The organism is Sporomusa termitida, assembly GCF_007641255.1.
GTDB classification, from domain to species: Bacteria; Bacillota; Negativicutes; order Sporomusales; family Sporomusaceae; genus Sporomusa; species Sporomusa termitida.
On the sequence record NZ_CP036259.1, the window covers coordinates 1235858 to 1260497 of the forward strand.

General features: G+C 50.7%; 21 protein-coding genes, 1 pseudogene and 2 riboswitches. Of the genes and pseudogenes, 17 read left to right on the forward strand and 5 right to left on the reverse strand.

Going from position 1 to position 24640, the window contains the following annotated elements; genetic code table 11:
• Window positions 1–43 precede the first annotated feature (43 nt).
• A complete protein-coding gene (locus SPTER_RS05540; RefSeq protein ID WP_144349411.1) occupies window positions 44–511 on the forward strand; it encodes an ASCH domain-containing protein in 468 nt (155 codons plus the stop codon).
• A 42-nt stretch (window positions 512–553) separates the two neighbouring features.
• Here the strand turns inward: SPTER_RS05540 and SPTER_RS05545 are convergent, their stop codons facing one another.
• Window positions 554–889, reverse strand: a complete 336-nt coding sequence (locus tag SPTER_RS05545) for a hypothetical protein (protein ID WP_144349412.1) — start codon at window positions 887–889, stop codon at window positions 554–556.
• A gap of 487 nt (window positions 890–1376) precedes the next feature.
• A riboswitch (cyclic di-GMP riboswitch) is annotated at window positions 1377–1463 on the forward strand.
• Window positions 1464–1698: 235 nt separating this feature from the next.
• On the opposite strand from SPTER_RS05545, the gene SPTER_RS25255 reads away from it, so the two are divergent.
• The 6 genes and pseudogenes from SPTER_RS25255 to SPTER_RS05570 form a co-directional block, all read left to right on the forward strand.
• Window positions 1699–3525 carry a methyl-accepting chemotaxis protein gene (locus SPTER_RS25255; RefSeq protein ID WP_246105495.1) on the forward strand — a complete coding sequence of 609 codons (1827 nt, stop codon included), beginning with the start codon at window positions 1699–1701 and terminating at the stop codon, window positions 3523–3525.
• The gene (locus tag SPTER_RS25260) at window positions 3513–3671 is read left to right on the forward strand and encodes a hypothetical protein (protein WP_246105496.1); all 159 of its coding nucleotides are present in this window, start codon (window positions 3513–3515) and stop codon (window positions 3669–3671) included. Before SPTER_RS25255 ends, SPTER_RS25260 begins: the two co-directional genes overlap by 13 nt.
• An 82-nt stretch (window positions 3672–3753) precedes the next feature.
• Window positions 3754–4470, forward strand: coding sequence for a peptidase C39 family protein (locus tag SPTER_RS05555; RefSeq protein ID WP_144349413.1), 717 nt, complete (start codon window positions 3754–3756; stop codon window positions 4468–4470).
• 721 nt (window positions 4471–5191) lie between these two features.
• Window positions 5192–6043 carry a flavodoxin family protein gene (locus SPTER_RS05560; protein WP_144349414.1) on the forward strand — a complete coding sequence of 284 codons (852 nt, stop codon included), beginning with the start codon at window positions 5192–5194 and terminating at the stop codon, window positions 6041–6043.
• A 106-nt stretch (window positions 6044–6149) separates the two neighbouring features.
• Window positions 6150–6237: riboswitch (cyclic di-GMP riboswitch) on the forward strand.
• Window positions 6238–6350: 113 nt separating this feature from the next.
• Entirely contained in the window at window positions 6351–8384 is a 2034-nt protein-coding gene (locus tag SPTER_RS05565; RefSeq protein WP_144349415.1) for a methyl-accepting chemotaxis protein, read from the forward strand.
• A gap of 18 nt (window positions 8385–8402) precedes the next feature.
• Window positions 8403–8756: pseudogene (locus tag SPTER_RS05570) on the forward strand (arsenate reductase family protein); the annotation flags it as partial.
• 7 nt (window positions 8757–8763) lie between these two features.
• Here SPTER_RS05570 and SPTER_RS05575 read toward each other — a convergent pair.
• Window positions 8764–10440, reverse strand: coding sequence for an ABC1 kinase family protein (locus SPTER_RS05575; protein WP_144349416.1), 1677 nt, complete (start codon window positions 10438–10440; stop codon window positions 8764–8766).
• Window positions 10441–10729: 289 nt separating this feature from the next.
• On the opposite strand from SPTER_RS05575, the gene SPTER_RS05580 reads away from it, so the two are divergent.
• From SPTER_RS05580 to SPTER_RS05590, 3 genes are all read left to right on the forward strand, one after another.
• Window positions 10730–11074, forward strand: coding sequence for a Na-translocating system protein MpsC family protein (locus SPTER_RS05580; protein WP_170233164.1), 345 nt, complete (start codon window positions 10730–10732; stop codon window positions 11072–11074).
• A gap of 247 nt (window positions 11075–11321) precedes the next feature.
• Window positions 11322–12350, forward strand: a complete 1029-nt coding sequence (locus SPTER_RS05585; RefSeq protein WP_211367487.1) for a Nif3-like dinuclear metal center hexameric protein — start codon at window positions 11322–11324, stop codon at window positions 12348–12350.
• Window positions 12351–12421: 71 nt separating this feature from the next.
• Entirely contained in the window at window positions 12422–13813 is a 1392-nt protein-coding gene (locus tag SPTER_RS05590; protein ID WP_144349418.1) for an MFS transporter, read from the forward strand.
• Window positions 13814–13855: 42 nt separating this feature from the next.
• On the opposite strand, the gene SPTER_RS05595 is transcribed toward SPTER_RS05590, so the two are convergent.
• Window positions 13856–14308: a hypothetical protein gene (locus SPTER_RS05595; protein ID WP_144349419.1), complete on the reverse strand. Its 453-nt coding sequence runs from the start codon at window positions 14306–14308 to the stop codon at window positions 13856–13858.
• Between the two features lie 140 nt (window positions 14309–14448).
• On the opposite strand from SPTER_RS05595, the gene SPTER_RS05600 reads away from it, so the two are divergent.
• The 6 genes from SPTER_RS05600 (at window position 14449) to SPTER_RS05625 (ending at window position 20831) form a co-directional block, all read left to right on the forward strand.
• Window positions 14449–15735 (forward strand): FAD-dependent oxidoreductase, encoded by a 1287-nt coding sequence (locus tag SPTER_RS05600; RefSeq protein WP_144349420.1) that lies wholly within the window; start codon window positions 14449–14451, stop codon window positions 15733–15735.
• Window positions 15736–15942: 207 nt separating this feature from the next.
• Complete coding sequence (locus SPTER_RS05605; RefSeq protein ID WP_144349421.1) at window positions 15943–16875, forward strand: phosphate butyryltransferase; 933 nt, start codon at window positions 15943–15945, stop codon at window positions 16873–16875.
• Window positions 16876–16958: 83 nt separating this feature from the next.
• Entirely contained in the window at window positions 16959–17582 is a 624-nt protein-coding gene (locus SPTER_RS05610) for a GntR family transcriptional regulator (protein WP_144349422.1), read from the forward strand.
• 170 nt (window positions 17583–17752) lie between these two features.
• Window positions 17753–18757, forward strand: a complete 1005-nt coding sequence (locus SPTER_RS05615) for an ABC transporter substrate-binding protein (RefSeq protein WP_144349423.1) — start codon at window positions 17753–17755, stop codon at window positions 18755–18757.
• Between the two features lie 21 nt (window positions 18758–18778).
• Window positions 18779–19639, forward strand: a complete 861-nt coding sequence (locus SPTER_RS05620) for an ABC transporter permease (protein WP_246105497.1) — start codon at window positions 18779–18781, stop codon at window positions 19637–19639.
• Window positions 19640–19655: 16 nt separating this feature from the next.
• Complete coding sequence (locus SPTER_RS05625; protein WP_211367489.1) at window positions 19656–20831, forward strand: quaternary amine ABC transporter ATP-binding protein; 1176 nt, start codon at window positions 19656–19658, stop codon at window positions 20829–20831.
• Window positions 20832–20932: 101 nt separating this feature from the next.
• Here the strand turns inward: SPTER_RS05625 and SPTER_RS05630 are convergent, their stop codons facing one another.
• Entirely contained in the window at window positions 20933–21331 is a 399-nt protein-coding gene (locus SPTER_RS05630) for a thioesterase family protein (protein WP_144349424.1), read from the reverse strand.
• Window positions 21332–21382: 51 nt separating this feature from the next.
• On the reverse strand, window positions 21383–23062 hold the full coding sequence (locus tag SPTER_RS05635; protein WP_144349425.1) for a PucR family transcriptional regulator: 1680 nt from the start codon (window positions 23060–23062) through the stop codon (window positions 21383–21385).
• 328 nt (window positions 23063–23390) lie between these two features.
• On the opposite strand from SPTER_RS05635, the gene allC reads away from it, so the two are divergent.
• Window positions 23391–24626 (forward strand): allantoate deiminase, encoded by a 1236-nt coding sequence (gene allC, locus SPTER_RS05640; RefSeq protein ID WP_144349426.1) that lies wholly within the window; start codon window positions 23391–23393, stop codon window positions 24624–24626.
• Window positions 24627–24640: the final 14 nt, after the last annotated feature.

Below are 24640 nucleotides of genomic sequence, written 5' to 3' on the forward strand. Positions count from 1 at the left end.
GATAAGCCATACTCGCAGTAATAATTGAATTGGAGGGAGAACAATGAAAGCCATAACAATCCTGGAGCCGTGGGCAAGCCTAATTGCCTGCGGCGCGAAACAGATCGAGACACGGAACTGGTCGACTAAGTACCGGGGGCGGATTGCGATTCACGCAGGGAAGGAAACGAAGAGGGCGTTTTATAGCCTGCCTATTATTACCGCTTTGGGAGTAAGTTGTGTTTCTGAACATTGGTTGAATATTCGTCTAGGCTCGGTGATTGCTATAACTAATTTAGTTGACTGTCTTCAAGTTAGAGGTACATCCTCTTTAAAAATCTGTAATGAACAAAGAGTTGCCGCTATTTTAGAAAATAACATGAGGGTCATGGGCAATGAACTTGAGTTTGGTGATTATACACATGGCCGCTATGCCTGGATACTCGCCAATGTGCGCCGAATCGAGCCGGTACCGGCCAAGGGGAGGCAGCGGCTTTGGGAATGGGAGGCGCCAAGCGGGGATCACTGTTAAACGAAAACAAGAGAAGTGGTTAGCCACTTCTCTTGTTTTCGTTTATCGGTCCCGCTTGGGAACATCCTGTTGATTCTCGAATTCGGGATTGATTGATTTCTTTTTATCGTGCTGTTTGGATAGCGGTTTTTTATCCTGATCATCTTTAGGGGGAAGCGGCTTTTTGCCATTTGTGTTGCATGGTTCATTTACTGGATGTTGTTTGTCACAGTTTGATTTGTGTTGGATGGGGTGATTATTTTGGTCCTGACTGTGAACAATGGGCGGTCTTTCCGGTAACTGCTCATTCGGGGCGGCAAAGGCGGACATAGTGCCGGCACCGTACACCATCGCTAATCCTAATGCAAGAGACAAAACTGTTTTATTTTTAGTAAACATATCTTCAACCTCTTTCTGAATTGTTTTTAGTACCTTGTTTGGTACGACTTTATCTTAACAATTAGTTCTTAAAATTCTTTTAAAGTGAAACTTTTATTATTTTCCAATTAGGTTGTAATTTTAAAAAAAGGATAAAAAAAATCAACTTTTCTCCAAAACAAAAATAAGTTGAAAAATATCATATACTTATAGGCAAATTACTCCATTGAGCAACCCTTGCATTCGTTGGCAACTTACGATTAGTAATATGCCCAATGAATAGCGGCCGCCTTAAGAGGCGGTTCCTGGAAACCGGGACAAGGAAATTCTAGTTATAAGGTACTCACTTTACCTGGAAAATTCATATTTGCCGGCCGGCAAATACTGGGGTTTGACATTTTTTGATAATTTCGCAGGCTGCTGATTGAGAAAAACGATAATCTATTTAACTAGTATAGACATCTTAATGACTAAACTTTTAAAATTTTTAAACGATATAAACAGTAAGCACCTATAACGGCATACTTGTCGAAAGGCAAGGACGCAAAGCCATGGGTCTAAAGGCTGGAAAGCCTATGATTGCCAGGTTGCAAATTCGGTTCTAAATCGATAATGCCAGGCCTGCCATGGACAGGTCTGGCATTATCGATTTATTTACGTGCTACCCTGCAGGAGCTTATTCACAGCAGCACCAAAGGCGATCAGGCACAGCCGATAGAGCGTGAACAGCGAAAGGGGGCCTGGGGTATTTTCAATGATATAGGGGTAGTGATCAAAGCGCGCATATGTATGCTAAAGATCACTGACCACATCGAATGGAGATGTTGAATATGAAAAGTATCAAAGCAAAACTTGCGGCTATAGTTATCTCTTTATTTGTGATCGCTCTGGGCGTGCTGGCAGGGCTTAACTTCTGGCAATCCCAAAAAATGCTGACCCACGATGTCGAGAATGAACTTGCCCTTACCGCTCAGACCAATGGGGAAGCAGTCGGCATGTGGCTTGAGGGGCATAAGAAAGAACTGGAGGCAATCGCCCGGTCGCCCCTGCTGATTAATGGCAGCCGTGAAAGCCGGGTGGCTTACATTAGCGCGGAAATTAACAATAATAAGCTGTATGAAAACATTTTTTGGACTGATGCCAACGGTGACTACATCGACACCCGGGGTGCCTCCGGCAACTCAACCAACCGGCCGTATTTTGCCAGTGCGATTGCCGGCAATACCTTTATTACCGACCCGATTATATCGCCGACAAGCGGCAAGCTGGTCGTGGTTATCGCTACCCCGATCAAAGCCGATGGCCGCGTTGCCGGGATTTTGGCAGGGGCCATCAATATTGAAGAAGTGGAAAAACGCATTCTCGGTATAAAGGTGGCCCAAACCGGCTATGCCTATGTTCTGCGGACCGATGGCACAATTATTGTTCATCCCAATAAAGAGATAGTAAACAAAACTAATATTAACAATGATCCACATGCGACCCCGCCGTTACAGGCGGCTGCGGCCAAGATGCTGCAAGGCGAAAAGGGGATTGCCGGCTACCACTATGAGGGAATAGAAAGATACCTGGCTTATGCGCCAATTACGGGAACCTCCTGGTCGATTGGCGTGACTGTTCCGGCGGCTGAGGCCAGGGCGCAGCTGAGAACCTTTGCCTGGATTTCATTGCTTACTATTGTTGCAGTACTTATTGCAGCTATTCTTGTTATCCTGGTTGCCGCTGCGCGTATTGCCAGACCGCTGCAAATACTGGAAGGCGCGGCCAACCGTGTTGCCGGCGGCGATCTCAGCGTAACGAATATTAGTGTAAATTCCCAGGATGAACTGGGGCGTTTAGCCAGGGCTTTCGAAATCATGGTAGAAAATCTGCGTACCCTTGTACGCAAAATTGACACTTCGTCTGAGCTGGTAGCGACGTCGGCCGAGGAATTGACCGCCGGTGCGCACCAGTCGTCACAGGCTGCGAATCAGGTAGCCGGTTCCATTACCGATGTTTCCAGCAGGATGGAAGAACAACTGAAGGTAGCAAACAATACTTCTGCAGTCGTACAACAGATGTCAGATAATATTCAGCAAATCGCCGCTAATGTGGATCAAGTGGCGGCGCAATCAACCCAGGCTAGGGAAAAGGCTGCCGCCGGGAATAAATCGGTGGATAAAGCAGTTAGCCAAATGGCGCATATTGAACAGACTGTGAATAGTTCAGCCGGCGTTGTCGCTAATTTAGGTGAGCGGTCGAAAGAAATAGGGCAGATTGTAGATACTATTGCCGGAATTGCCGGGCAAACCAACCTGCTGGCACTTAATGCCGCTATTGAAGCGGCGCGGGCCGGTGAGCAGGGCCGGGGTTTTGCCGTAGTCGCCGAAGAAGTCCGTAAATTAGCTGAACAGTCGCAGGAAGCAGCTAAGAAAATCGCGGCACTGATCAGTGAAATTCAGGAGGATACCAACAAAGCCGTAACCGCTATGGATGAAGGAACACGCGAAGTAAAGCTGGGAGCAGAAGTGGTTAACGCCTCCGGCCAGGCTTTTCTGGAAATTACTGCCCTGGTGACTCAGGTATCAGGGCAAATAGGAGAAATCTCTGCCGCCATCAAGCAAATAGCTAACGGCAGCCGGCAAATGTCGGTTCGGTACAGCAAATGGATGACTTGAGTAAGAAAACAGCCGGCGAAGCGCAGACAGTGGCGGCGGCGACCGAAGAACAATCGGCATCAATGGAGGAAATTGCAACGTCAAACCAGGTATTGGCTAAACTGGCAATGGAGCTCAGAGAAGCGGTTAATAAATTCGCTGTGTAAGAAATATTCCGGTCTGACGCCCCTTGGCCGCCCTCTTCTACAATTATATGCAAAAGCATATATAAAATTAAGGAGGGGTTGCATGGTTATCAGACAGGTGAATGTTGGGCGCTGGAAGACTATTTTGGTTGGCCTGGTTTTTCTTGCCTGCCTTACCACGGCCCGGCTGGCAGGAGAAGTAACTACCCTGCCGCGTCCAGACTCAACCGGTGCTGCCAACTATTACGAAATGAAACCCAATCCCTATTACCTGTCCCTGGGTGTCAAAGGCTATCAGCAAACAACTGACTATACCTGTGGTCCGGCGGCTGTCATGTCGCTGTTACACTGGTATAATATATTAAGTGACGAAGCCATGAACCATGACACGGAAATGCGGCTTGCCCGGGAGATGGGGACCGGCGGCCTGGGCCATAAAAACCCCGGTACTCCTCCGCAGCAGATAGAAGCTTGGTTAAAGAGCAACGGTTTTGAGGTGACGCTCGGGTATGACGGCACCCTGGAGCTGCTGCGGGAAAACCTGGCGCGGGGAATTCCCACCCTGGTGGAGTGGATCGACTGGGGCGGCCACTGGGTGGTTGTCACCGGCTACTATGCCGCCTCCGAATCACCGTCCCGGGGTGTTGATTCCATCTTCTTTGCCGATCCGGCTGTCCAGTGGACGGCTGACAACAACCCGGACGGAATTTCTTCCTTTAATGCCTGGCGGTTCCGGGATATGTGGTTTGATGCCAAGTATTTAAATCCGGGCAATATAGTAAACAATGTATATATTATTGCTGTCCCCCGGCGGCAGTAAGCAAAGCAACCAGCCTGCTTGCAAGGCTGGTTGCTTTGCTTATTATAACTCAGACAGGGGCCGGCCCGCCACCACCGGCTTGGGGACTAACGGGCGTTCAGGCCTGACCGGCAGCCAGGCGAACATACCAACAACCGCCAAGGCGGCAGTGGTCATGATGGCCGCTTGCCAGCCGTAATGAGTTGAGTAGCTTTTGTCTCATAATGACCTCCTGAAAAAATATAAATGCTAAAACAGGGAAAAACTGCCGCGCGCAGGACAATAAAAAAATCCCTTATCCCCTAGAATAAATCTAAGGGGCAAGAGATTAATCCCGCGGTACCACCCTCATTAACCGTCTGTATGAACAGCGGTTTTCTCGTCAGGTCAAACAACCCTAAGCAAATAACGGTTGCACTCGTTGGAGCCGAGTCCGGCGAAGCTTACTTGGCCGCAAAAACACTGGCCGTTGGGCTTTGCAGTTCAGGAGTGATTAGTCTATACCGGTTTGTTACTGACTCGCACCATCCGTCAGTTCTCTGCAACGCCGCGGCAAGCTTGTCTCCCTCATCACTTTTACTGGTTATTTCATATTGTAAACTTGTAAAGCTTAATACAAAGTATAGTCATCCCCGGATTATCCGTCAAGCAATTTTTTAGGATATACAAGGGGAATGGTAGAACAGGATAAAATAAAATGATAAAATAATTAAATAGCGAATTTACTGACAGGAGAATTGCAATGAGAGTACTAGGGATCGTTGCCTCGCCCCGGCGGGTTGGCAATTCGGAGATCGTCGTGAAAGAAATGCTGGCTGTGCTGCCAGATACCTGGGAGAAAGGGATGATCAATCTCAATGATCTGGTCATTGAGCGCTGTAAGGCCTGTTATGCCTGTCTGCCGAAGGAGAAAAGATGCATTCTCAATGATGATCTGAACTTTTTTTTAGATCAGCTCCGGGCCGCCGATAAGATCATTATTGCCGCACCGGTATATTTCCTGGGCCAGCATACTGTCTTAAAACAGATTAATGACCGCCTGATATCCATTTTAAACAATGGCCCTGAGTATTTTACCGCTAAGCAGTGTGTGATTGTCATACCTTACGGCATAAAAGACTGGGAGGGGTACGCCCGGGAGGCAACTATGCATTTTGCCCGTTTCCTGGGCTTGCAGGTAAGCGGGACCCTGCTTGTCAAGGCTACCCTGCCCGGTGATGCTGCCGAGGCAACATCACTGGCCGCCGTTAAGAAGCTGGCTAAGTCGCTGGCCGATAATACAGTCGTAGATTTTGCCGAGCCGGATCAGGTATATTGCCCGGATTGCGGCAGCAGTCTGTTGCAGATTCAGCATAAAGCCAAGTGGCGGTGTGTGTTCTGTGGTGCCGGCGGTGAATGGGCGGTTGCTGACGGGCAATTTGCCATCACCTGTGTCCCCCGGACCCGGCAGCGTTTTTCCCTGGCCGGAATGACAGCCCATGGGGAACTGCTGACTCAGGCCAAAAATGAATTTATCAGCAACCGGAAACAAGTGGCTGCCATTCAGCAGCAATATAAAGACCCCGATTACTGGCTGAAACCGGGTTCTACCTAAAGTCGTTTTATGTTAGAATTTGAAAGTAATTAACTAAATTTAGCAGGATTTTGCGGAAAAATTTCGAAATAAGTTAAAAAGAGAACATGGATTACTGTATACGTTGATACTAAGTTGGCAAACTTATCGAAAGATAGGGACGCAAAGCCGTGGGTCTACAAGCTGTTTGCGCTCAAGACTGCCAGGTTGCAATCTGCATCCTGGCAGTCTTTTCATTTGCCGCCGCCAGTAATGGCCAAATGACAGTCAGTACAGAGCTTTACCAGGATCAATAATAAAATATTATGTTATGAAAGGACAGGTTACTATGAAGATTACAAGTATCAGAACCAAGCTGTTGCTCGTCTTACTGCCTTTTTTCATGCTGACTTTCGGATTATTGCTGGGGGTGAATTATTACCTGGCCGAAGAAGCCCTGACAACAAGCATTGATGAGAATGCAGTGGCAACCGGCAGTGATTATTCCAACCGTATTGAGTCCTATGTGCAGGGAGCGGCACTGCAGCTGGAGGCTTTTTCAACAAACAAAGCCTTATATAATCCGGCCGACAGGCAGCAGTTGCAGGCGGCCCTGCAGGATTGCGCCAAACGCCTGGGGAATTTGGAGAATGTAACCTACATTGCCACCGACGGCGCCGCCCTGCGCCCGGACGGCACGACTACCCAACTGGGCGAACGGGAATATTTCAGGCAGGTTGTGGCTACCCAAAAAACGGTGGTTTCTGATGTGCTGGTTTCCAAAACCACCGGCAAGGTCGCTGTGAATGTGGCTGTACCGCTGGTGCATAACGATCAGCTTACCGGCGTGTTAACCGGTACTGTTTCGCTGGCGAAACTGACGGAACTGATTGCCGATATGCAGTTTCTGACCACCGGCTATGGGGCGATTGCCGACAAAACCGGCAAACTCATTATTCACCCCAAACTGCCGGAGCTTGTCGGTAAAATAAGCTTCACCGAAAAAAAGCTGGACCCGGCGCTCAATACCAAAGAAGCCGAGCTTGACGATCATTTTATCAGTCTGTTTACAACGGCGGCCGAAACCGGCAAGCCTGTGCGGGGAACCTATAAATTTGTTGACGGTGTTACCAGAATCGGTGTTTTTACACCAATCCAGCTAGCGGGTGGGCAACAGTGGATTTTGATTGTAACCGCGCCGGCGGTTGAAGCCACGCAGGCTATGACTACCTTCACCTATGCCATGCTGAGCGGCTCCCTGCTTTGTGTTGTTTTAGCCGCCTTGTTTATCATCCTGCTCAGTAAAAGGCTGACGAAGCCAATTGCGCTGATGCGGGACGAATGCCTGCTATTGGCCCGGGGGGATCTGCGTGCGCAGCCGGCCAGCGTCTTTAGTCAGGATGAAGTGGGCCAGCTGGCGCAAGGTTTCCGGCAAATGCGCGATAGTTTGCGGACCCTGGTAACCAATGTTCTTTCCCAGTCCGAAGCACTGGCCGCTTCCAGTGAAGAGTTAACGGCCAGTGCGCACCAGTCGGCCGATGCCGCTAATCAGGTCGCCGGTTCGATTACGGAAATCGCCCAGGCGGCCGAAAACCAGGTCGCTGTTGTGAGCCAGATCACTGACCAGTCCCAGGCAATGGCTGACCAGGTAAATCAGATATCGCATGCGACCCAGGAACTGTCTCATATTGCGGAAGACACGGCGGAGGCTGCCAGGCAAGGCCGTCAGTCTGTGGATCAGGCCGTAGGCCAGATGAATGAAATTGGCAGAAACACAGACATTACCCAGGCCACGATTGGCGAATTAACGCAAAGCTCCCAGGAGATCAGAGAAATTGTTACCCTTATCGCCTCCATTGCCGGCCAGACCGATTTGCTGGCCTTAAATGCGGCGATCGAAGCGGCGCGCGCGGGCGAACAGGGGCGCGGCTTTGCCGTCGTGGCGGAAGAGGTCCGGAAGCTGGCCGAACAGTCCAATCGGGCGGCCCGTAAGATTAGTCAGTTAATCGAAAAAAATGAGTCCAATCTTAATGAGGTTGTTGTTATTACCCAAAACGGCGCCAGCGGCATTCAAACCGGTATCGCCCTTGTCAACAATACCGGTGAAAGCTTTAGCAGTATTGCCGATTCCATTCTGGCCATTGCCCAACAGGTCCAGGAGGTGGCGGCCGCTATCAACCGGATTAATGCCAGCAACGCCACCCTGATCCGGTCAATTCAGGAAATTGACACTGCCAGCGCCAGGACTGCAGCCGAATCGCAGAACGTTTCGGCCGCTACCGAAGAGCAATCGGCGGCCATGCAGCAGATTGCCGCCTCCAGCCAAAGCCTGGCCGTACTGGCTGCCGACCTACAGGCCGGGATCGCAAAATTTCGCTTATAGGAGTGGTGTGATTATGGAAAAAAATATCTATTCCTTTGCTACCCCAAATGCACGACCTGCCAAAAGGCAAAAAAATGGCTTGATGCCCATGGCCTGGCCTATGAACTGCGGAATATTAAGGACCACAACCCAACGGCCGCCGAGTTAAACCGCTGGTGGCAGAACAGTAATGTTCCGGTCCGCAAACTATTTAATACCAGCGGCAGTTTATACAAATCCCTGGCCCTGAAGGACAAACTGGCAGCCATGCCGGCAGCGGAGCAGCTGGCCTTGCTGGCAACCGACGGCATGCTTGTAAAACGGCCGCTGCTGATTATCGGCGATAAGGTTTTAATCGGGTTTAAAGAGGCGGAGTGGGAGGCCCTCCTTTAGTAATCGCCTACAGCTTGCCTGAACGGATAATGGCGTACAGGAGCCAGCCAAACAGGAGCATGGCGATCCCGAAGCCGATTTCGACAACCGGCAGTTTCCATAACAGGGAATATTGCCCGGCAATACTCAAACTGATGATAATACTGGACATAATCAGGCTGAAGGCCAGGAGAACTACGCTGAAGGACAAGCGGTTACTTATACGGTCCTGGGCTTTCAGGATCTGCTCGATCGCAGGCAATGCTATCTCCACCTGCAGGCGCCCGTGTCTGACAATGGCTCTTAGCTCATGAAAATGCTGTGGAAACTGAAACAAGATCTCACTAAAGTCATTCAGGTTTCGCAGCCAGGTTCTGGCCAGGTTTTTAGGATGCAGGCGCTCTCGCAGCAGCTGCCGGCCGAAGGGTTCGGCAATATCCAGAATGCTTACGTTGGGGTCAAGCTTTTCCACAACCCCCTCCATGGTCAGCAAGGCTTTGCCGACTAACACCAAATCGGCCGGGATCTTAATTTTGTGTTTGAGGGCGACGGCAAAAATGCTGCTGACCGCCTCCCCCAGACTGACCTTGCTTAACGGCACACCATAATATTTTTCCCGTAACATCTCAATATCTGCCCGCAGCTGCAGCCTGTTGACCTGATCGGGAACCGTTCCCATCCGGAAAATGGCATTGGTTAATTCCTCCGCATTCTGACGCATTAAGCCGATTACCACTGACGATAGATTATATTTCATTTCGGTGCTGAGGCGGCCGACCATGCCAAAATCCAGAAACGCAATGACTTCTCCCGGCAGCACCACAACATTGCCGGGATGAGGATCGCCGTGGAAGAAGCCTTCCATAAAAATCTGCTGCAAGATCCCTTCGGCAAACCGTTCGGCTAAGAGGGAGAGATTATAGCCCTGTTGCGCCAACAATTCACTGCTGCTGATTTTTATGCCTTCGATATATTCTGCAGTCAGCACCTTGTGCGTCGAATACTGCCAATATACCCCGGGGATGTAAATCAGGTGGTTATTGATAAACTGTTTGGCAATTTTTTCGGCATTGCGGGCTTCACTTGTGTAGTCGAGCTCACGCAGGAGCGATTTTGCGAATTCATCAATCATATCGACAAGCTGGTATGATCTTGCCCAAAGAAACCGGCGTTCGGCCAGGCTCGCCAGTTCGTACAGAATTTCCAAATCGGTTTCTATCGCGGTGACAATACCGGGGCGCTGAATCTTTACGGCAACGGTCTCGCCACTGGTCAGCACGGCCTGGTGGACCTGGCCGATAGAAGCCGCTGCCAACGGCTCCGGCGTAAACTGCAAAAATAGTTCTTCCAGTTTTCCCCCCAACTCTTCCTCAAGCACAGAACGAACCCCGGCAAGAGGGAAACCAGGTACTTTATCCTGCAATTTCTCCAGCTCATGAATAAGATCCCGGGGCAGCAGATCCGGCCGCGTACTGGCAATCTGGCCCAGTTTGACATAGGTGGGGCCTAATTGCTGCAGCACCAGCCGGATACGTTCACTCACCCCGCCGGTGCTGCCGGCTGTAATTACCGGACGTACGCGCTGGTAATAAGGGATCTTCTGCAGTAAGCCGATTTCTTCGACAATATAGTCAAATCCCTGGCTTAGCAGTGCTGTTGCAAGCTCACGGTAGCGGTTAATATGGCGCACTTTCTTTTTAAACATAGTATCCCGGCTCCTGTAGTAATCAATCAGTATTTTGTCAATATCCCCGCTTATGGCTAGGCATATACCCGGTGATTAGCGAAAAAATCCAATTTATCCCTTGTAAGAAAAGCAAACACGTGCTAAAATATAAACAATTTAAGAAACTTGGTCAATGAAGACCTCCCCAGAGCTTGGCCGGGGAGGTTTATTTTTGTGTAACCGTTACTTGTACAATACAATTACTCCGGTTACAAAGTCGGGTTCCAGGTTGAGGTCAGATGTTTTTGATAAAGTAGGAGCGATTTTTATGAAAGTAGCGGATACAGATTTAAAGCAAGAGATTGCCCGGGTTAATAATCAGGTCAACCTTTCCCTGTTTGGGACAGGCCTGCGGAAACAGCGGGTAACCCTTGTGGAGGACAAGATTATTATTACCGCCGATCATAAGCGCATTCCGGCCTTGGCTGCCATTGACCAGCAGGACCGGATGTCCTCCCGGATTGCCGATGTGGCGATATTAGACGAGTATAAACGCCGTTTAAAGCAGGAACTTATCGAGCAAATCCAGCTGCCTGTCATCTGTGTTCTCAAAGATTATGCGCCTGAATATGAATTGGCTGTAACCTTTATCTTGCTTAGCAATACGCGTTAAGCAGCAAGTGGAACAGCATTAGCAAATAAAATATCTGAGGTTGGCCGTAGGAACTCTGCACGAGAGCTGAAAGCTACCGCTTTGTGTAATGCCGCCGGCTGCGTAAAACATGCGCAGCCTGTGCCAGGACTAAGCGGTAGCTTTTGTTTTTTATCCTGTCACAAGCCAATACCCAAAGGACACTGGCGGCTGCTGCCGGCGTCCTAAGGGGCTTGCTATAAGCCAAGTTTTCCTAACAACAAGGAGGTTGGACAAAATTATCAGAGTAAAAGATGTTTTGGCGGCACTGGATCAAATTACCGGCGGCCGGTGTGTTAAAAGCCTGGCGGACATTTTCAGCGGCAGCAATAAATTCGTCATCATGAAGTCCTCCCATATCCCCGGCAAAGCCTGTATGGAGCTGCCGGGGCTGGTGTGCGGCGACTTGGAAGCACCGGTAAAGAAGCTGGCGGTGACGATGACCCTGACCGAGTGCAATATTGAATTGGCCGGGGCAACCGGTGTTGATGCCATCATTGCTCATCATCCGGTGGTGGATGCCGCCAATTCGGGCGGCGTCAATATGCGCGGCTATTTAGACCTGTACGGGTTGTCGGTTTTTGAACTGCATGAGGCTTTCCACGGGCTGCATCCCGGTATCGCCTATATCCATGGACACCAGGCTTTCCGGGTAGACATTGCTTATGGCAATATCCCCGGCAATATCGTCTATGTCGGCCGGGCGCTGGCGGATGTGCCAACCATCGGCGCTATTTTGGACAGGCTTAATGAATTTATGGGGATGGGTGAGGAACAAAAAATGCTGCTGACAGAAAAAAACGTGCGCGATTGCAATGAAATCTGTGAAACCAATGTTGCTACCGGCGGCAAGCTGCTTGTCGGCAGCCGGGAAAACAAGGTGGGGACTATTATCCATATATTTCCTCATACCGGTTTTACCGCCCAGCACCTTGCGCGGATAAAGCAAGAGCATCCGGAAGCAGATACTGTCATCGCCTCCATCAGCCGGGTAAGGGAGGATAGTGAGTTAGTGAACAAGGCAGCGGAGTTAGGCCTTAACTTTGTTGTTGGCAATTCGCATGCCATGGAAATGCTGGAGAACGGGCTGCCGCTGGCTGCGGCCCTGCATAACCTGCTGCCGGCGGTGGAGGTTGTCCTGTTTCGCGAGCGGATTACTTCTACCCCCCTCTATAGGGTTGGTACCACTGCAATCAGGAATTATGCGGATTATATTGCCCGTGAGTACCTGATTAACAAAGCAAGGAGGTATGAGTAAAACATATAAGCGGGGACCGCAGCTGTGCTCAAGCACTCTCGTCAATTATAAAATATTAGGAGGATAAGATAATGGCAACGATAACAGACCGTTTAGGTAATCTTCCCCTGGGTAGTTTTCATTACCGTCTTTTACTGTTAATGGGCTCCGGTATTGCCTTTGAAGCCCTGGATACCGGCCTTATTGCCTTCGTACTGGCAAAAATGATCGGGGCCTGGAACCTGTCGCCGGCCCAGATCGGCTTTATCAGCAGTGCCGGCTTATTAGGTATGGCGGTTGGCGCCATTTTGTCAGGCACGCTGGCCGACCGGATCGGGCGGAAAAAGATTTTCGTCGCTACGCTGGGCATCTATGCTATTGGTACCGGCCTGTGCGGCCTGGCCTGGAATTATGAATCTTTGCTGGTTTTCCGTTTTTTAGTCGGCGCCGGCGTCGGCGGCCAGCCGCCGGTAGCCAATGCCTTAATGAGTGAGTACGCCCCGGTAAAGCACCGCGGGAAAATGCTGGTGCTGCAAAATAGCAGCTGGGCTGTTGGCTGGCTGCTGGCCGCGGTGCTGTCTTATCTGGTTATTCCCCGATATGGCTGGCAGCTGGCTTTTTATATCGGCGCCCTCCCGGCGCTGGTGGTGGTTTATGTCTGGCGGATACTGCCTGAATCGGCCATGTACCTTGCCAGCAAAGGCCTGCATACCGAAGCCCATGTGCTTGTCGCCAAAATCGAGCGGGAATTGGGCGTGCCGGTGGGAGAACCGTCGCCGGTGCCCCCCCTGGCGGGAATTACTGCGAAAAAGTTCGGCTTTATGGACCTCTGGTCCCCCTTATATCGCCGGCGCACCATTTGCCTGTGGGTCCTCTGGTTCGGTATGGTATATTCCTATTACGGTATATTTACCTGGCTGCCCTCGCTGCTGGTACAAAGCGGGCATACGCTCATCCGTTCTTTTGAATTTCTCTTATATATGACGCTGGCGCAGATTCCCGGTTATTTTGCCGCCGCCTACTTTGTGGATAAGGTGGGCCGCAAGGCGACTATGGGGACATTATTAGTGGTTTGTGCCTTGTCGGCCTTTATGTTTGGCCAGGCCGCCTCGGCCGACAGTATCATCCTCTGGGGCTGTGTGATGTCCTTTTGCAACTTAGGGGCCTGGGGAATAACCCATGCCTATTCGGCCGAGCAATACCCCACCCATGCGCGGGCTACCGGTGTGGGCTGGGCCGCAGCCTGCGGCCGGACCGGCGGCATTATCGCCCCGATTGTGGTGGGAGCGCTGATGACCGGCTCCGACCAGTATGGCACTGTGTTTATGATGTTCACGGCAGTGCTGGCAATGATTGCGTTCGATATTATCTTTCTGGGGAAGGAAACTATGAATAAATCCCTGGATGAACTGACAGAAAAACAGTCTGCACCGGCGCTGGCACTGGCAAGTACCGGTTCCCCGGGGAGTGAGGCCAAGGGGTAAACCCTGGCGGGGACTCTGGCCACAGCTGTGGCCGCTTGCTGGTTAGAGTTTATCAATACTGACGACAACGGTACCCCGTGACGGCCAGTTAAGCCGTACAGCCGGCTGGTTAAGGCGAATATGTATCGGCGGCTCATTCTCCTGGCCAACGTCTAACCACAGGCAGGAAGCCAGCAGGCCGGGATCAAGGATAATATCAGTGGTAATTTTAAATAATAGTGCAGAGGGCTTGCTCTGGCAGGCTACCCAGGCGGACGGCGCGGCTTCCATCGCGCCCGGTCCCGGCCGGGCCGCCCTGTCTTCCCGGCGGCAGACATTATTTCGCCCGCACCCTGCCAGGCGGTGTCCGGCTTTAATCAAGCCGGCAACCTGGAATTCGTCCCAGCCGGCTGCCGCCTGGCCGATACCGTCTGGGGCCGGCACCCTGGTGGTAAAAAAATTACGGGGAATTACCGGGATGTCCTGTTGGGCCTTCCATTCCCAACAACACTTCATTGTTAATCACACACCCCCCTGATTTCCTGTATATTATGATGCCTCGGCCTGTTTTGTTCCAGGGCCGGCGCGGCAGCGGGGTGAGCCGGTGAGCATAAGTCGAATAAATTAAATTCCAGCGTAAGCTGAGGAGGGATCAAATGAGCAAAAAAATAGTGATTGCCGGTGGCGGCTGGTCGGGGGCCGCCGCTGCCCTGGCAGCCAGGAAAACCGGTTGTGAGGTTGAGTTGTTTGAACGGGCTGACATGCTGCTTGGCACCGGCCTGGTGGGCGGGATTATGCGTAACAATGGCCGTTTTACCGCGACCGAAGAGTGTATTGCCATGGGCGGCGGTGAGCTGTTTCAAATCTGTGATGCCCATTCACGCCATAGAAACATCTCATTCCCCGGGCATAACCATGTTAGTCTGTATGATGTAGCCGCTATTGAGCCGGCGGTCCGCCGGGCCCTGCAGGCTGCCGGCGTAAAACTTCATATCAAAACCCGGATCAACGATGTTGTCATGGATGGTGCTAACGTTGTGCAAGTGGCGGCCAGTCTGCTGCACGGTGAGGCGATTGCGGCTGACGGCGACGCGTTTGTCGATGCATCAGGTACTGCCGGTCCTCAGGGCAATTGCATGAAATACGGCAATGGCTGTGTCATGTGTATCTATCGCTGCCCGACCTTTGGCCCCCGGTTCAGCATTGCCGCGAAAGCGGGGGTGCAAGAAATTATTGGCGAAAAAGCCGATGGCACCTTGGGGGCCATGAGCGGCTCCTGCAAGCTGCATAAAGATTCGCTTGATCCGGCAGTCCGGGAACAGCTGGACAGAACCGGTGTCTGCGTAATTGCCGTTCCGCCCCGCCTGCAAAAAAGTATGGAATCTCTTGGCCAAAAGGCGTGCCAGCAGTACGCCCTCAAGGAATTTGCCGAGAATATTGTCCTGCTCGATACCGGTCATGCCAAACTGATGTCAGCCTATTATCCGCTGGAGGTATTGCGGCAAATACCCGGCTGTGCCAATGCCCGTTTTGAAGATCCCTATGCCGGCGGCATCGGCAATTCCATGCGCTATTTCGGCATGCTGCCCCGGGACAATACCTTAAAAGTGCAAGGTCTGAACAATGTTTTTTGTGCCGGCGAAAAAGCCGGGCTGCTTGTCGGCCACACCGAGGCCATTGTTACCGGCACCCTGGCCGGTCATAACGCGGCCAGAGTGGCGCTGGGGCAAAAGCCAATCGAAATTTCCCGGGAACTGGCCTGCGGGGATGCTATTGCCCATGTAAATGAAAAGATGCAGACCCCGGAAGGTCTGACTAAAAAGTACACCTTCTCCGGGTCTGTGTATTTTGAGAGTATGAAAAAGAAAAACCTCTACAGCACCGATGTGGCAGCGATTCGGCAAAAAGTAATGAAAACCAACATGGGTGGGATCTTCGCCTAACCGGCAAAAGCTGAGTTCCAAGCGCAAACCGGGAAACAATACCCTAAATCCGGCCGCTGCCAAAAAGCGCGGCTTTTAATCCGGACCCAGGGACGGTGAGTGTGTTTTTTTGAAAAAACAGTCGCTAACTGTGGCCCGGTTTGTGGTAAAATTAAGGCAGCTAACATTGCTTAATGAATTTCACAAAAACGGATAAGGGGTAATGCAATGATAAAAAATTTTGCAGAGATTATCCAGGCCGCCCAGGCTAAAGGGCCAAAAACAATTGCTGTTGCCGTTGCGCAGGATGCGGAAGTCCTGCTTGCCGTACAACAGGCTCAAGCACTGGGGATTGCCGATGCCATACTGGTGGGTAATGCGGCGCAAATCCGGCAAATTGCCCGGGAACGTCATATCGGGATCGAACGTTTTACCATTGTTGATCAAGCCGATAACACGGCGGCATGCCAGACCGCCGTGCAGCTTGTGGCCCGGGGCGAAGCCCAGGTTGTTATGAAAGGCCTGGTAGAAACGGCCGTAATCCTGAAGGCGGTTCTGCACAAAGAAACCGGACTCCGGACAGACAATGTACTGTCGCATGTAGCCGTAGCTGAAATCAGCGGCTATGACCGGTTATTTTACATTACCGATGCCGCCATGAACATTGACCCGGATGTGTTGATCAAAAAGCAAATTATTGACAATGCGGTACAGGTTGCCCGGGCACTGGGCAATGACCAGCCTAAGGTAGCCTGTGTCTGTGCTGTTGAAAAAACCAACGCCAAGATGCAAGCCACCCTGGATGCCGCTGCGCTGGTGACCATGAATGAAAACGGCGAGCTAAAGGGCTGCACAGTTGCCGGTCCTTTGGCGCTGGACAATGCAGTATCGGTGACGGCGGCCCGGCATAAGGGGATTGTCAATCCGGTGGCCGGCCAGGCGGATATATTGTTAATGCCTTTTATAGAAGCAGGCAATATGCTGTATAAATCGATCGTGTTTTTTGCCAGAGGCAAAATAGCTGGCATTGTTGTGGGAGCCAAAGCCCCGGTTGTCCTAACCTCGCGCGCCGATTCTGATATTGCCAAGCTAAATTCAATCGCAATCGGCATCCTGATGGCCTGCAATGCTCCTGGTTGTGGCGGACAAAGCGTTGTGTAAGCCTGTTGAGCTTGCCGTAATGTTTCTTTTTATGTATGATGCTGAGATAGATAATTAGCATACATTATGAGGTGTGGGATAACATGAAAAACTTTATCGATACTCCGGTTTACTCGCAGATTGCCCTGGATATAGCGACTCGTATTGCCAAAGGCGAGCTGAAGGAAGGGTCCCGGATATCGGGGCGTTCTTTACTGGCAAGTGAATATAATGTATCACCGGAAACGATCCGGCGTTCGCTGCGCTTGCTGGAAGACATGGGGATTGTCGAGGTGCTTACAGGCAGCGGCGTAACCATTAAGTCCCGGGTAAATGCCCTGCAGTATTTGGAAAAATATAATACCGGCAAAGACTTACGGGACCTGAAAGCCGATATCTATAAAAAAATTGGCGAACGCAATAGCCTAAACCAGGAGATATTGGAAACCATTGAGCATATGTTTGATCTTAGCGAACGGCTGCGGAATATTAACCCTATCCACATTATGGAATTTGAGGTGCCGTTGAATTCACCGCTGCTGGGAAAAATGATCGGTGATGTGCAGTTCTGGCAGGGTACCGGCGCCACGATCGTGGGCATCAAGCGGGACGGCAAGGTGATTGTGTCACCGGGCCCGTATGCTTGCTTTATGCCTACCGATATCATTCTGTTTATTGGCGATACCGGTGTCTTTAAGCGGGTGGAACGGATGATGACTGAGGGTTAACCGGATAGCAACCGCTGTTCAGCAGCAGGCACGGCCATTGCTTTTTAAGCCGCTAAGCGGGTTAGCAAGCAGGCCGTGCCTGTTTTATTCTTTTTGTTTCTGTCTTGACAGAGTAACAACTTGCATACTAAAATAAAGTTGTGAGTTGTGAACGAAAAAGGAGTGAAGATATGTTGAAAAGGAAAACGGTACTTTTGCTGCTGATCATTGGTGCCATGCTGGTATTGCTTGCCGGCTGCGGCAGCAGTCAACAATCATCTGACCGACAGGTTACATTAAAGTTTGCTGATGCCGGTTGGGACAGCATTAAGTTTCATAATGCCGTGGCTATGTTTATGATCCAGCACGGTATGGGGTACAAAGTGGAAGAGACCAGCGGCACCTCCACGCTTACCTATCAGGCCATGAAAAATGGCGATCTGGATATTTACATGGAAGCCTGGACCGATAATCTGTCCGATTACAAAACCGATGTGGAACAAGGCAATATCCTAGAGTTAGGTATAAATTTTGATGATAATGCGCAAGGCCTGTATGTTCCCCGCTATGTGATTGAGGGGGACGAAGAACGCAATATCCGGCCATTGGCGCCAGAACTAAAAACTGTACAGGATTTAAAGAAATACAAAGAGGTTTTTGCTGACCCGGAAACCAGCGGTAAAGGGCGCATTTACGGGGCCATCCCCGGCTGGGAAGTCGATAAGATCCTCTATAAAAAGTATATGAATTATGGTCTGGATAAAGACTTCACCTATTTCCGTCCCGGCTCCGATGCCGCCCTGGCGGCAGCGTTTACCACCGCTTATGAAAAAGGGCTGCCGATTGTGGGCTATTACTGGGAACCGACCTGGCTGACCGGCAAATATGACATGGTCAGACTGCAGGATACGCCTCATGATCCGGACACGTTTACCGAAGGCAAAGGTGACTTTGCTGCCGTCAAAGTCACGATCAGCACCAATAAAGATCTGGCGGCGAAAGCACCGGATGTTGTTGACTTCCTGAAAAAATATAAAACATCAAGCGATATTACCGCTAAAGCGCTGGCTCATATGAGCGAAACCAAGGCCGGTTATCCTGAGACTGCCAAATGGTTTCTGGCCAACAATGAGGCTTTATGGCAGCAGTGGGTAACACCCGGACAGGCCGAAAAAATTAAAAATGCCCTTAAATAATGAATCAGGTGGGAGAGAGTAGTGGAACACTTGTTTACGACATTTCCGGAAGTATTGCAATTTGACATCGGTACTCCCATTAATCAGGCCATCCTGTATTTGAGTAAAAATTATGGTGGGGTTTTTGATTTTATTAAAGCCGTACTATCTGGTTTTACTCTGAGTATTCAATTTGTAGTGGAATTGATTCCCTGGTGGCTGACAGTCATTGGGGTTGGTGTGTGGGGCTGGCGGACAAACGGCAGGCCGGCCCGGGGTCTGCTGTTTAGCTGCCTGCTGCTGAGCATTGGTTTTCTGGGCTTATGGCAGCTGATGCTGGAAACGATTTCGCTGGTAATCGCCTCAGTCCTTATATCTTTATGCATTGGTTTCCCGCTTGGTATCCTGGTGTCCGGCAGTGACAAAGCCAATCAGGCTGCCAGACCGGTCCTTGATGCCATGCAGACCATGCCGACCTTTGTCTATCTGATACCGGCAGTTATGTTTTTTGGTCTGGGGCAGGTACCGGCAGTGATTGCCACCACAATCTACGCAGTGCCGCCGGTGATCCGCCTTACAAGCCATGCGATCAGGCAGGTAGATGCCGAAGTGGTGGAAGCCGCCCGGTCCTTTGGTTCCACCTGGGGCCAGACACTGGTTAAGGTCCAGATCCCCCAGGCCCTGCCAACCATTATGGCCGGCGTCAACCAGACAATTATGATGGCTGTTGCCATGGTGGTCACTTGTGCCATGATTGGTGCCAAGGGTTTAGGCATGGAGGTGCTTATCGGGATTAACCGCCTGGAAATCGGGCGCGGGTTCACGGCCGGGGTGGCGATTGTCATTGTGGCGATCATTATTGACCGCCTGACCCAGGGGGTTTCAGCCGTTAAGAAGCAATAAGGAAGGAGACCGCCCCGTGAAGGAGATTTTAAGGGTACACCAGTTAAGCATGCTATTTGGCACCAACACGGCAGCCGCGCTAAAAAAACTGCAGGCCGGCGCCGAAAAAAACGATATACAAAAGTCTACCGGGGTAACAGTGGGGATTTTTGATGTCAGCCTGTCGATTGGGGACGGCGAGATTTTTGTTATTATCGGTTTGTCCGGTAGTGGCAAATCCACGCTTGTCCGGTGTCTGAACCTGCTGCATCAGCCTACTGCCGGCGATATTTTTTTTAAGGACGCCAATGTCACCAGGTTTTCCAAACAGCAGCTCATGGAATACCGGCGTAATAATATTGCCATGGTTTTTCAGAATTTTGGCCTCATGAGCCACCGCAATGTATTGGGAAATGTGACTTATGGCCTGGAAGTAAAAAATACGCCGGCCCCGGAGCGTGAGCAAACAGCCCTGGCCATGATCGAACTGGTCGGCCTGTCCGGCTGGGAGCAGCACCCGATCAATGCCCTGAGCGGGGGAATGCGGCAGCGGGTCGGTCTGGCGCGGGCCCTGGCCAATGATCCGGATATATTATTGATGGATGAACCGTTTTCGGCGCTTGACCCCATTATTCGCCGGGATATGCAGTTTGAGCTGTTAAGTATTCAGAAAAAAGTGCGCAAGACGATTATCTTTATCACCCATGATATTAATGAAGCCTTTAAGATCGGTAATCGGGTGGCCATCTTGAAGGACGGCCGCCTGATTCAGACCGGCACACCGGAGGAACTGCTGGAAAAACCGGCTGATGGATATGTTGAAAACCTGATCAAAGATATTGACAGGACCAGGATTTTATCTGTCAGGCAGGTCATGACCGCTCCGTCGGCAATCATCATGGCCGGGGCCGGCTGGCATGTGGCCATGCAGCAGATGCGCTCCAGCGGTGTTTCCAGCGTCTACATGGTGGATGAAAACATGCGGCTGGCAGGGTTGTTGACGCTTGATCATGCGATGCGGGTCCGCAGTGGCGAGCTTACCCTGGAGGAGGCTGTTATCCGGGATATCCCGCTGACAACGCCGGAGGTATCGCTGCAGGAACTGATGCCTGTTGCCGCTGAGGCCAAATACCCCATTGCCGTTACCAACGACAACGGACAGCTTGTCGGGATTGTAACTAAAGCAGCTGTCCTGTCTTCGCTGGTTGTGTAATTCAAAATAATATTTGCTGCCGCCGGCAGCTTGCTATGGTGGAAAAACCGAGCCGCTGCTAATGACTGTTTACAGTCATTAGCAGCGGCTCGGTTTAATATTTACAGAATAGTTTTACTTTCAGCCTTTTTCAGGAATTTAGCAAGATCAATGATGTAGCGTTCGTGTGTGCCCTGACCTATTTTCTCCCTGTCATCATAGGCTTCAATAGTAAAGGTCAGCTTTTTACCGGCGATTGCCGTCAGCTCGGCTGTAGCCCGGACCGTCATGCCAACCGGCGTGGCCGCCAGATGCTTGACGGCAAGCTCAATCCCCACTGTAGCCAGGCCTGACGGCAGGTGCGGATCAACTGCCGCCAGGCAGGTTCCCTCCATGAGTCCGACCATGGCCGGCGTGGCATATACGGCGACGCCGCCACTGCCATATTTAATAGCCGTGTTTTCGCTGGTCACCTGTTCTGATCTTTCTGCTTTCATACCTGTCTGTAAATTAAATTCCATCTGAATCCCCTTTCCTTTGGTGAACTACCTGCGGCCGGAGAGGCTTAGGCCTTATAGCTCACGGCTTTTTTTTCCGGCTTGACCACCGCTTATTTTTCGCCGCCGCAAAGCCAGGCGCAGGCAAAAGACCAATTCTTTGTTGGTAAAATCCAAATTCACGATATCCATAATTTTTTCCAGCCGGTTAGAGAGTGTATTCCTGTGAATATACAGTTCACTGGCCGTTTCCGTCAGGCTTTTGTCACATTCAAGATATTTTTCCAGGGTTTGCAATAGATCGGTGCCGGAGTTTTTCTCCCCATATTCCAGTTTCTCAATAATCGAGCTGCAGACCTGCGCTAAGATGGCGGCCGCAGCATCGTTTTCTAAAATGGAGTAACAGGCAATCTCATAAGGAAAAGTAATGTGGCCATTGCCCTTGATTTGCTGGCCCAGGCGCAGGCAGGTTAAGGCATTATGAAAACTTTGCCGGGCATCACTTAGCTTAGTCGACAGTGTGCCTACGCCAATCGAGATGGTAAGGTCCTGATACAGGCTGGTCAAGGTGTTATGCAATATTATCCCTAAATGTGGCTCATTATTAATAAAGCTGTTGGCAGAGGCCATAAGAACAATGATTTTGCCTGTGCGTTCCGACACGATGGACAGGGGACTGGCGGCTGTGACCAATTGCTGCGTGGTTTTGTAAATGCGGGTTAACAGGACCGGGATGTTTACCACATTCTCGTCTTCAGCCAGTTGAACAACCCAGCACTCAAAGAATTTAGCATGCATTAGCCTGGAGCCGGTTAACACTTCGGCCACATTAGGTTTTGCCAAATCATCGAATAATATATATTCAAGTATATCGCGGGAATGTAACCGGCGGCTTTGGGCGATTGCTTTTTGCTTGGCGAAATCCAGGGCAGCCACGATGCAGGTTTGTTCCAACGCCACATCGTTAATATCGGCGAAAGTGTCATTTAGCTGGACGATTGAGATATGGCCAAAGGTTTCGTTGTCAGACATAACCGGGAAGGAGGTGAGCAGATAGCAGCCGGTTTCGATGCTGAGACTCTGGGTCCAGGGGGATTTTGTCCGGGCCAGCAAACCCTGCAGCTCGTCATTGTTTTCCACTTGCTTCTCCAGCAGGGCGGCAATTTGCCTGACAATACGGTCAGGTATCCCCGGCAGGTTTTCCGGGAGCCAGCGGGCGAGCGGGGAACCGTTGACATCATAGCAGCCGACAGGGCACTGGGTGAGCTTGCCGAGGCAGGTTATAATCGAGCATAAGCCCTCACCCTGAATGGCAACTCTGGTCAGGGCTTTCTGGATTTCGATCGTCCGGTGTAATACATAGGATTGCCGGTTGGCAATATTGCTGATAATCGGGTTCATAATTTCGGACAGGGACATGTCCAACGGCAGGTCAAGAATGGGAAAGCTCAATTCATCGGCCGTTTTTTTTATAATAGCGGGAATTTCCGGCAAAAACCGCTTGGTTTTGATACCCAGCCCGGCAGCGCCGATGGCGGCAAGATCTTTGATTAAGCGCTCCTGCAAGACCGGATCGTCTTTGGCAATATAGGCAGTTGTTAAGATCAGATCACCGGGTTTTACCCAATTCAGAATATCCGGTGCATCCATAATATTTACGGATATTACGGTATTATCCAGTCCGGCCAAGCCAGCCGCCAGGGATACTGATTTGTCCTGAAAAAGCTGGAGAACATCTTTGATGAGTAAATGCATAATTAGCCCCCACCGTAAATAATAGAAATGTAAGCTTGATTCGACATTCTGCTGCAAATTCCTGCCAAATTGGCATCATTATGCAGAACAGCTGCCGAATGGGCCTAAGGTATATTGTCGCAATTGAATGAATATGCAATATGCACAGTTATGCCTGATTTATTTACAAACTATGCACTGGTGGAAAAATAAAAAGATTCAGTATAATTAACCTAACTTACAAGGTACCCGCAGTGTTTCCAGCCTTGTAAAACAGGGATATCAGGCACAGGGAAAGCGCTCTCCCTTGGGATGAGTTTTTATATATTGGCAATTCAGGAGGGAAACCATGAGTACGTTTGATTTTGGACAGGAAACCGAAAAACTTCTCCACTGGCTGGGCGAATTTGGTAAAGATTCGACTGGCGGAGTCTCGCGTTTCCTCTATAAACCCGAGTGGGTGGAGGCGCAACAGGCGTTGGCACAATATATGCAGCAGGCCGGCCTTGTTGTTCAATACGATGACGTCGGCAATTTATTCGGCCGGCTGGCAGGATCAGTTTATCCGGAGGAGACAATTTTAACAGGTTCCCATGTGGATACTGTGAAAAATGGCGGGTTGTATGACGGTCAGTTCGGGATCATTGCCGGAATTATTGCGCTGAAGTACTTGCAGCAAGAATATGGACAGCCACTGCGTAATATTGAAGTGGTTTCTATGGCTGAAGAGGAAGGCAGCCGCTTCCCTTATGCCTTCTGGGGCGTAAAAAATATTCTGGGGCTTGCCAGGCGGGCAGACGTGGAAGACATGGAGGACTTTGCCGGCATATCCTTTACCGAGGCGATGGGCAAAGCCGGTTTCCGCTTCCGGCCCGAGGGCAGTGCCGTAAGGCAAGACCTGCAAGCATTTGTAGAGGTTCATGTCGAGCAGGGCGGTGTGCTGGAAGCGGAAAACAAATCAGTAGGGATTGTGGAGCATATTGTTGGCCAGCGGCGTTTTACCGTCGAGATTACCGGCGAGGCCAATCATGCCGGCACAACCCCGATGGGGTACCGCAAAGATGCAATTTATGCCGCCAGCCGTATTATTTGTGCGATTATGGATATAACAGCAAGCTACGGTGATCCCCTGGTAGCGACAGTGGGCAAAGTGGAGCTGGAGCCCAATATCGTTAATGTAGTACCCGGCAAGGCATTGTTTACATTAGATGCCCGCCATACGCATAAAGAAGTTTTGGCTGGTTTTACAGAAGCAGTGACGGCCAGAATGCGGCAGATTGCCGGTCAGGCCGGTGTGAAAATCGATATCGACATGTGGATGGATGCCGAGCCGGTGCCTATGGATACTGCCATTGTTGAGGTTTTAAAAAAGCAATGCGAGCAAAACGGGCTGAGTTATAAAATGATGCACAGCGGGGCCGGACACGATTCTCAGATTATGGCTCCCTTCATCCCCACGGCAATGTTGTTTGTGCCAAGCCATAAAGGCATTAGCCATTCACCTTTGGAGTATACCGCGCCCCGTGACCTGGCTGCCGGGGTACAAGCCCTGGCCGGCGCGTTATATGAATTAGCATATAAATAAACAGAAGGAGTGGA

Bases quoted from the DNA above. Each gene is read 5' to 3' on its own strand.
- SPTER_RS05540 (WP_144349411.1), top strand. From the start codon at position 44: ATGAAAGCCATAACAATCCTGGAGCCGTGGGCAAGCCTAATTGCCTGC.
- SPTER_RS05545 (WP_144349412.1), bottom strand. From the start codon at position 889: ATGTTTACTAAAAATAAAACAGTTTTGTCTCTTGCATTAGGATTAGCG.
- SPTER_RS25255 (WP_246105495.1), top strand. From the start codon at position 1,699: ATGAAAAGTATCAAAGCAAAACTTGCGGCTATAGTTATCTCTTTATTT.
- SPTER_RS25260 (WP_246105496.1), top strand. From the start codon at position 3,513: ATGGATGACTTGAGTAAGAAAACAGCCGGCGAAGCGCAGACAGTGGCG.
- SPTER_RS05555 (WP_144349413.1), top strand. From the start codon at position 3,754: ATGGTTATCAGACAGGTGAATGTTGGGCGCTGGAAGACTATTTTGGTT.
- SPTER_RS05560 (WP_144349414.1), top strand. From the start codon at position 5,192: ATGAGAGTACTAGGGATCGTTGCCTCGCCCCGGCGGGTTGGCAATTCG.
- SPTER_RS05565 (WP_144349415.1), top strand. From the start codon at position 6,351: ATGAAGATTACAAGTATCAGAACCAAGCTGTTGCTCGTCTTACTGCCT.
- SPTER_RS05575 (WP_144349416.1), bottom strand. From the start codon at position 10,440: ATGTTTAAAAAGAAAGTGCGCCATATTAACCGCTACCGTGAGCTTGCA.
- SPTER_RS05580 (WP_170233164.1), top strand. From the start codon at position 10,730: ATGAAAGTAGCGGATACAGATTTAAAGCAAGAGATTGCCCGGGTTAAT.
- SPTER_RS05590 (WP_144349418.1), top strand. From the start codon at position 12,422: ATGGCAACGATAACAGACCGTTTAGGTAATCTTCCCCTGGGTAGTTTT.
- SPTER_RS05595 (WP_144349419.1), bottom strand. From the start codon at position 14,308: ATGAAGTGTTGTTGGGAATGGAAGGCCCAACAGGACATCCCGGTAATT.
- SPTER_RS05600 (WP_144349420.1), top strand. From the start codon at position 14,449: ATGAGCAAAAAAATAGTGATTGCCGGTGGCGGCTGGTCGGGGGCCGCC.
- SPTER_RS05605 (WP_144349421.1), top strand. From the start codon at position 15,943: ATGATAAAAAATTTTGCAGAGATTATCCAGGCCGCCCAGGCTAAAGGG.
- SPTER_RS05610 (WP_144349422.1), top strand. From the start codon at position 16,959: ATGAAAAACTTTATCGATACTCCGGTTTACTCGCAGATTGCCCTGGAT.
- SPTER_RS05615 (WP_144349423.1), top strand. From the start codon at position 17,753: ATGTTGAAAAGGAAAACGGTACTTTTGCTGCTGATCATTGGTGCCATG.
- SPTER_RS05630 (WP_144349424.1), bottom strand. From the start codon at position 21,331: ATGGAATTTAATTTACAGACAGGTATGAAAGCAGAAAGATCAGAACAG.
- SPTER_RS05635 (WP_144349425.1), bottom strand. From the start codon at position 23,062: ATGCATTTACTCATCAAAGATGTTCTCCAGCTTTTTCAGGACAAATCA.
- allC (WP_144349426.1), top strand. From the start codon at position 23,391: ATGAGTACGTTTGATTTTGGACAGGAAACCGAAAAACTTCTCCACTGG.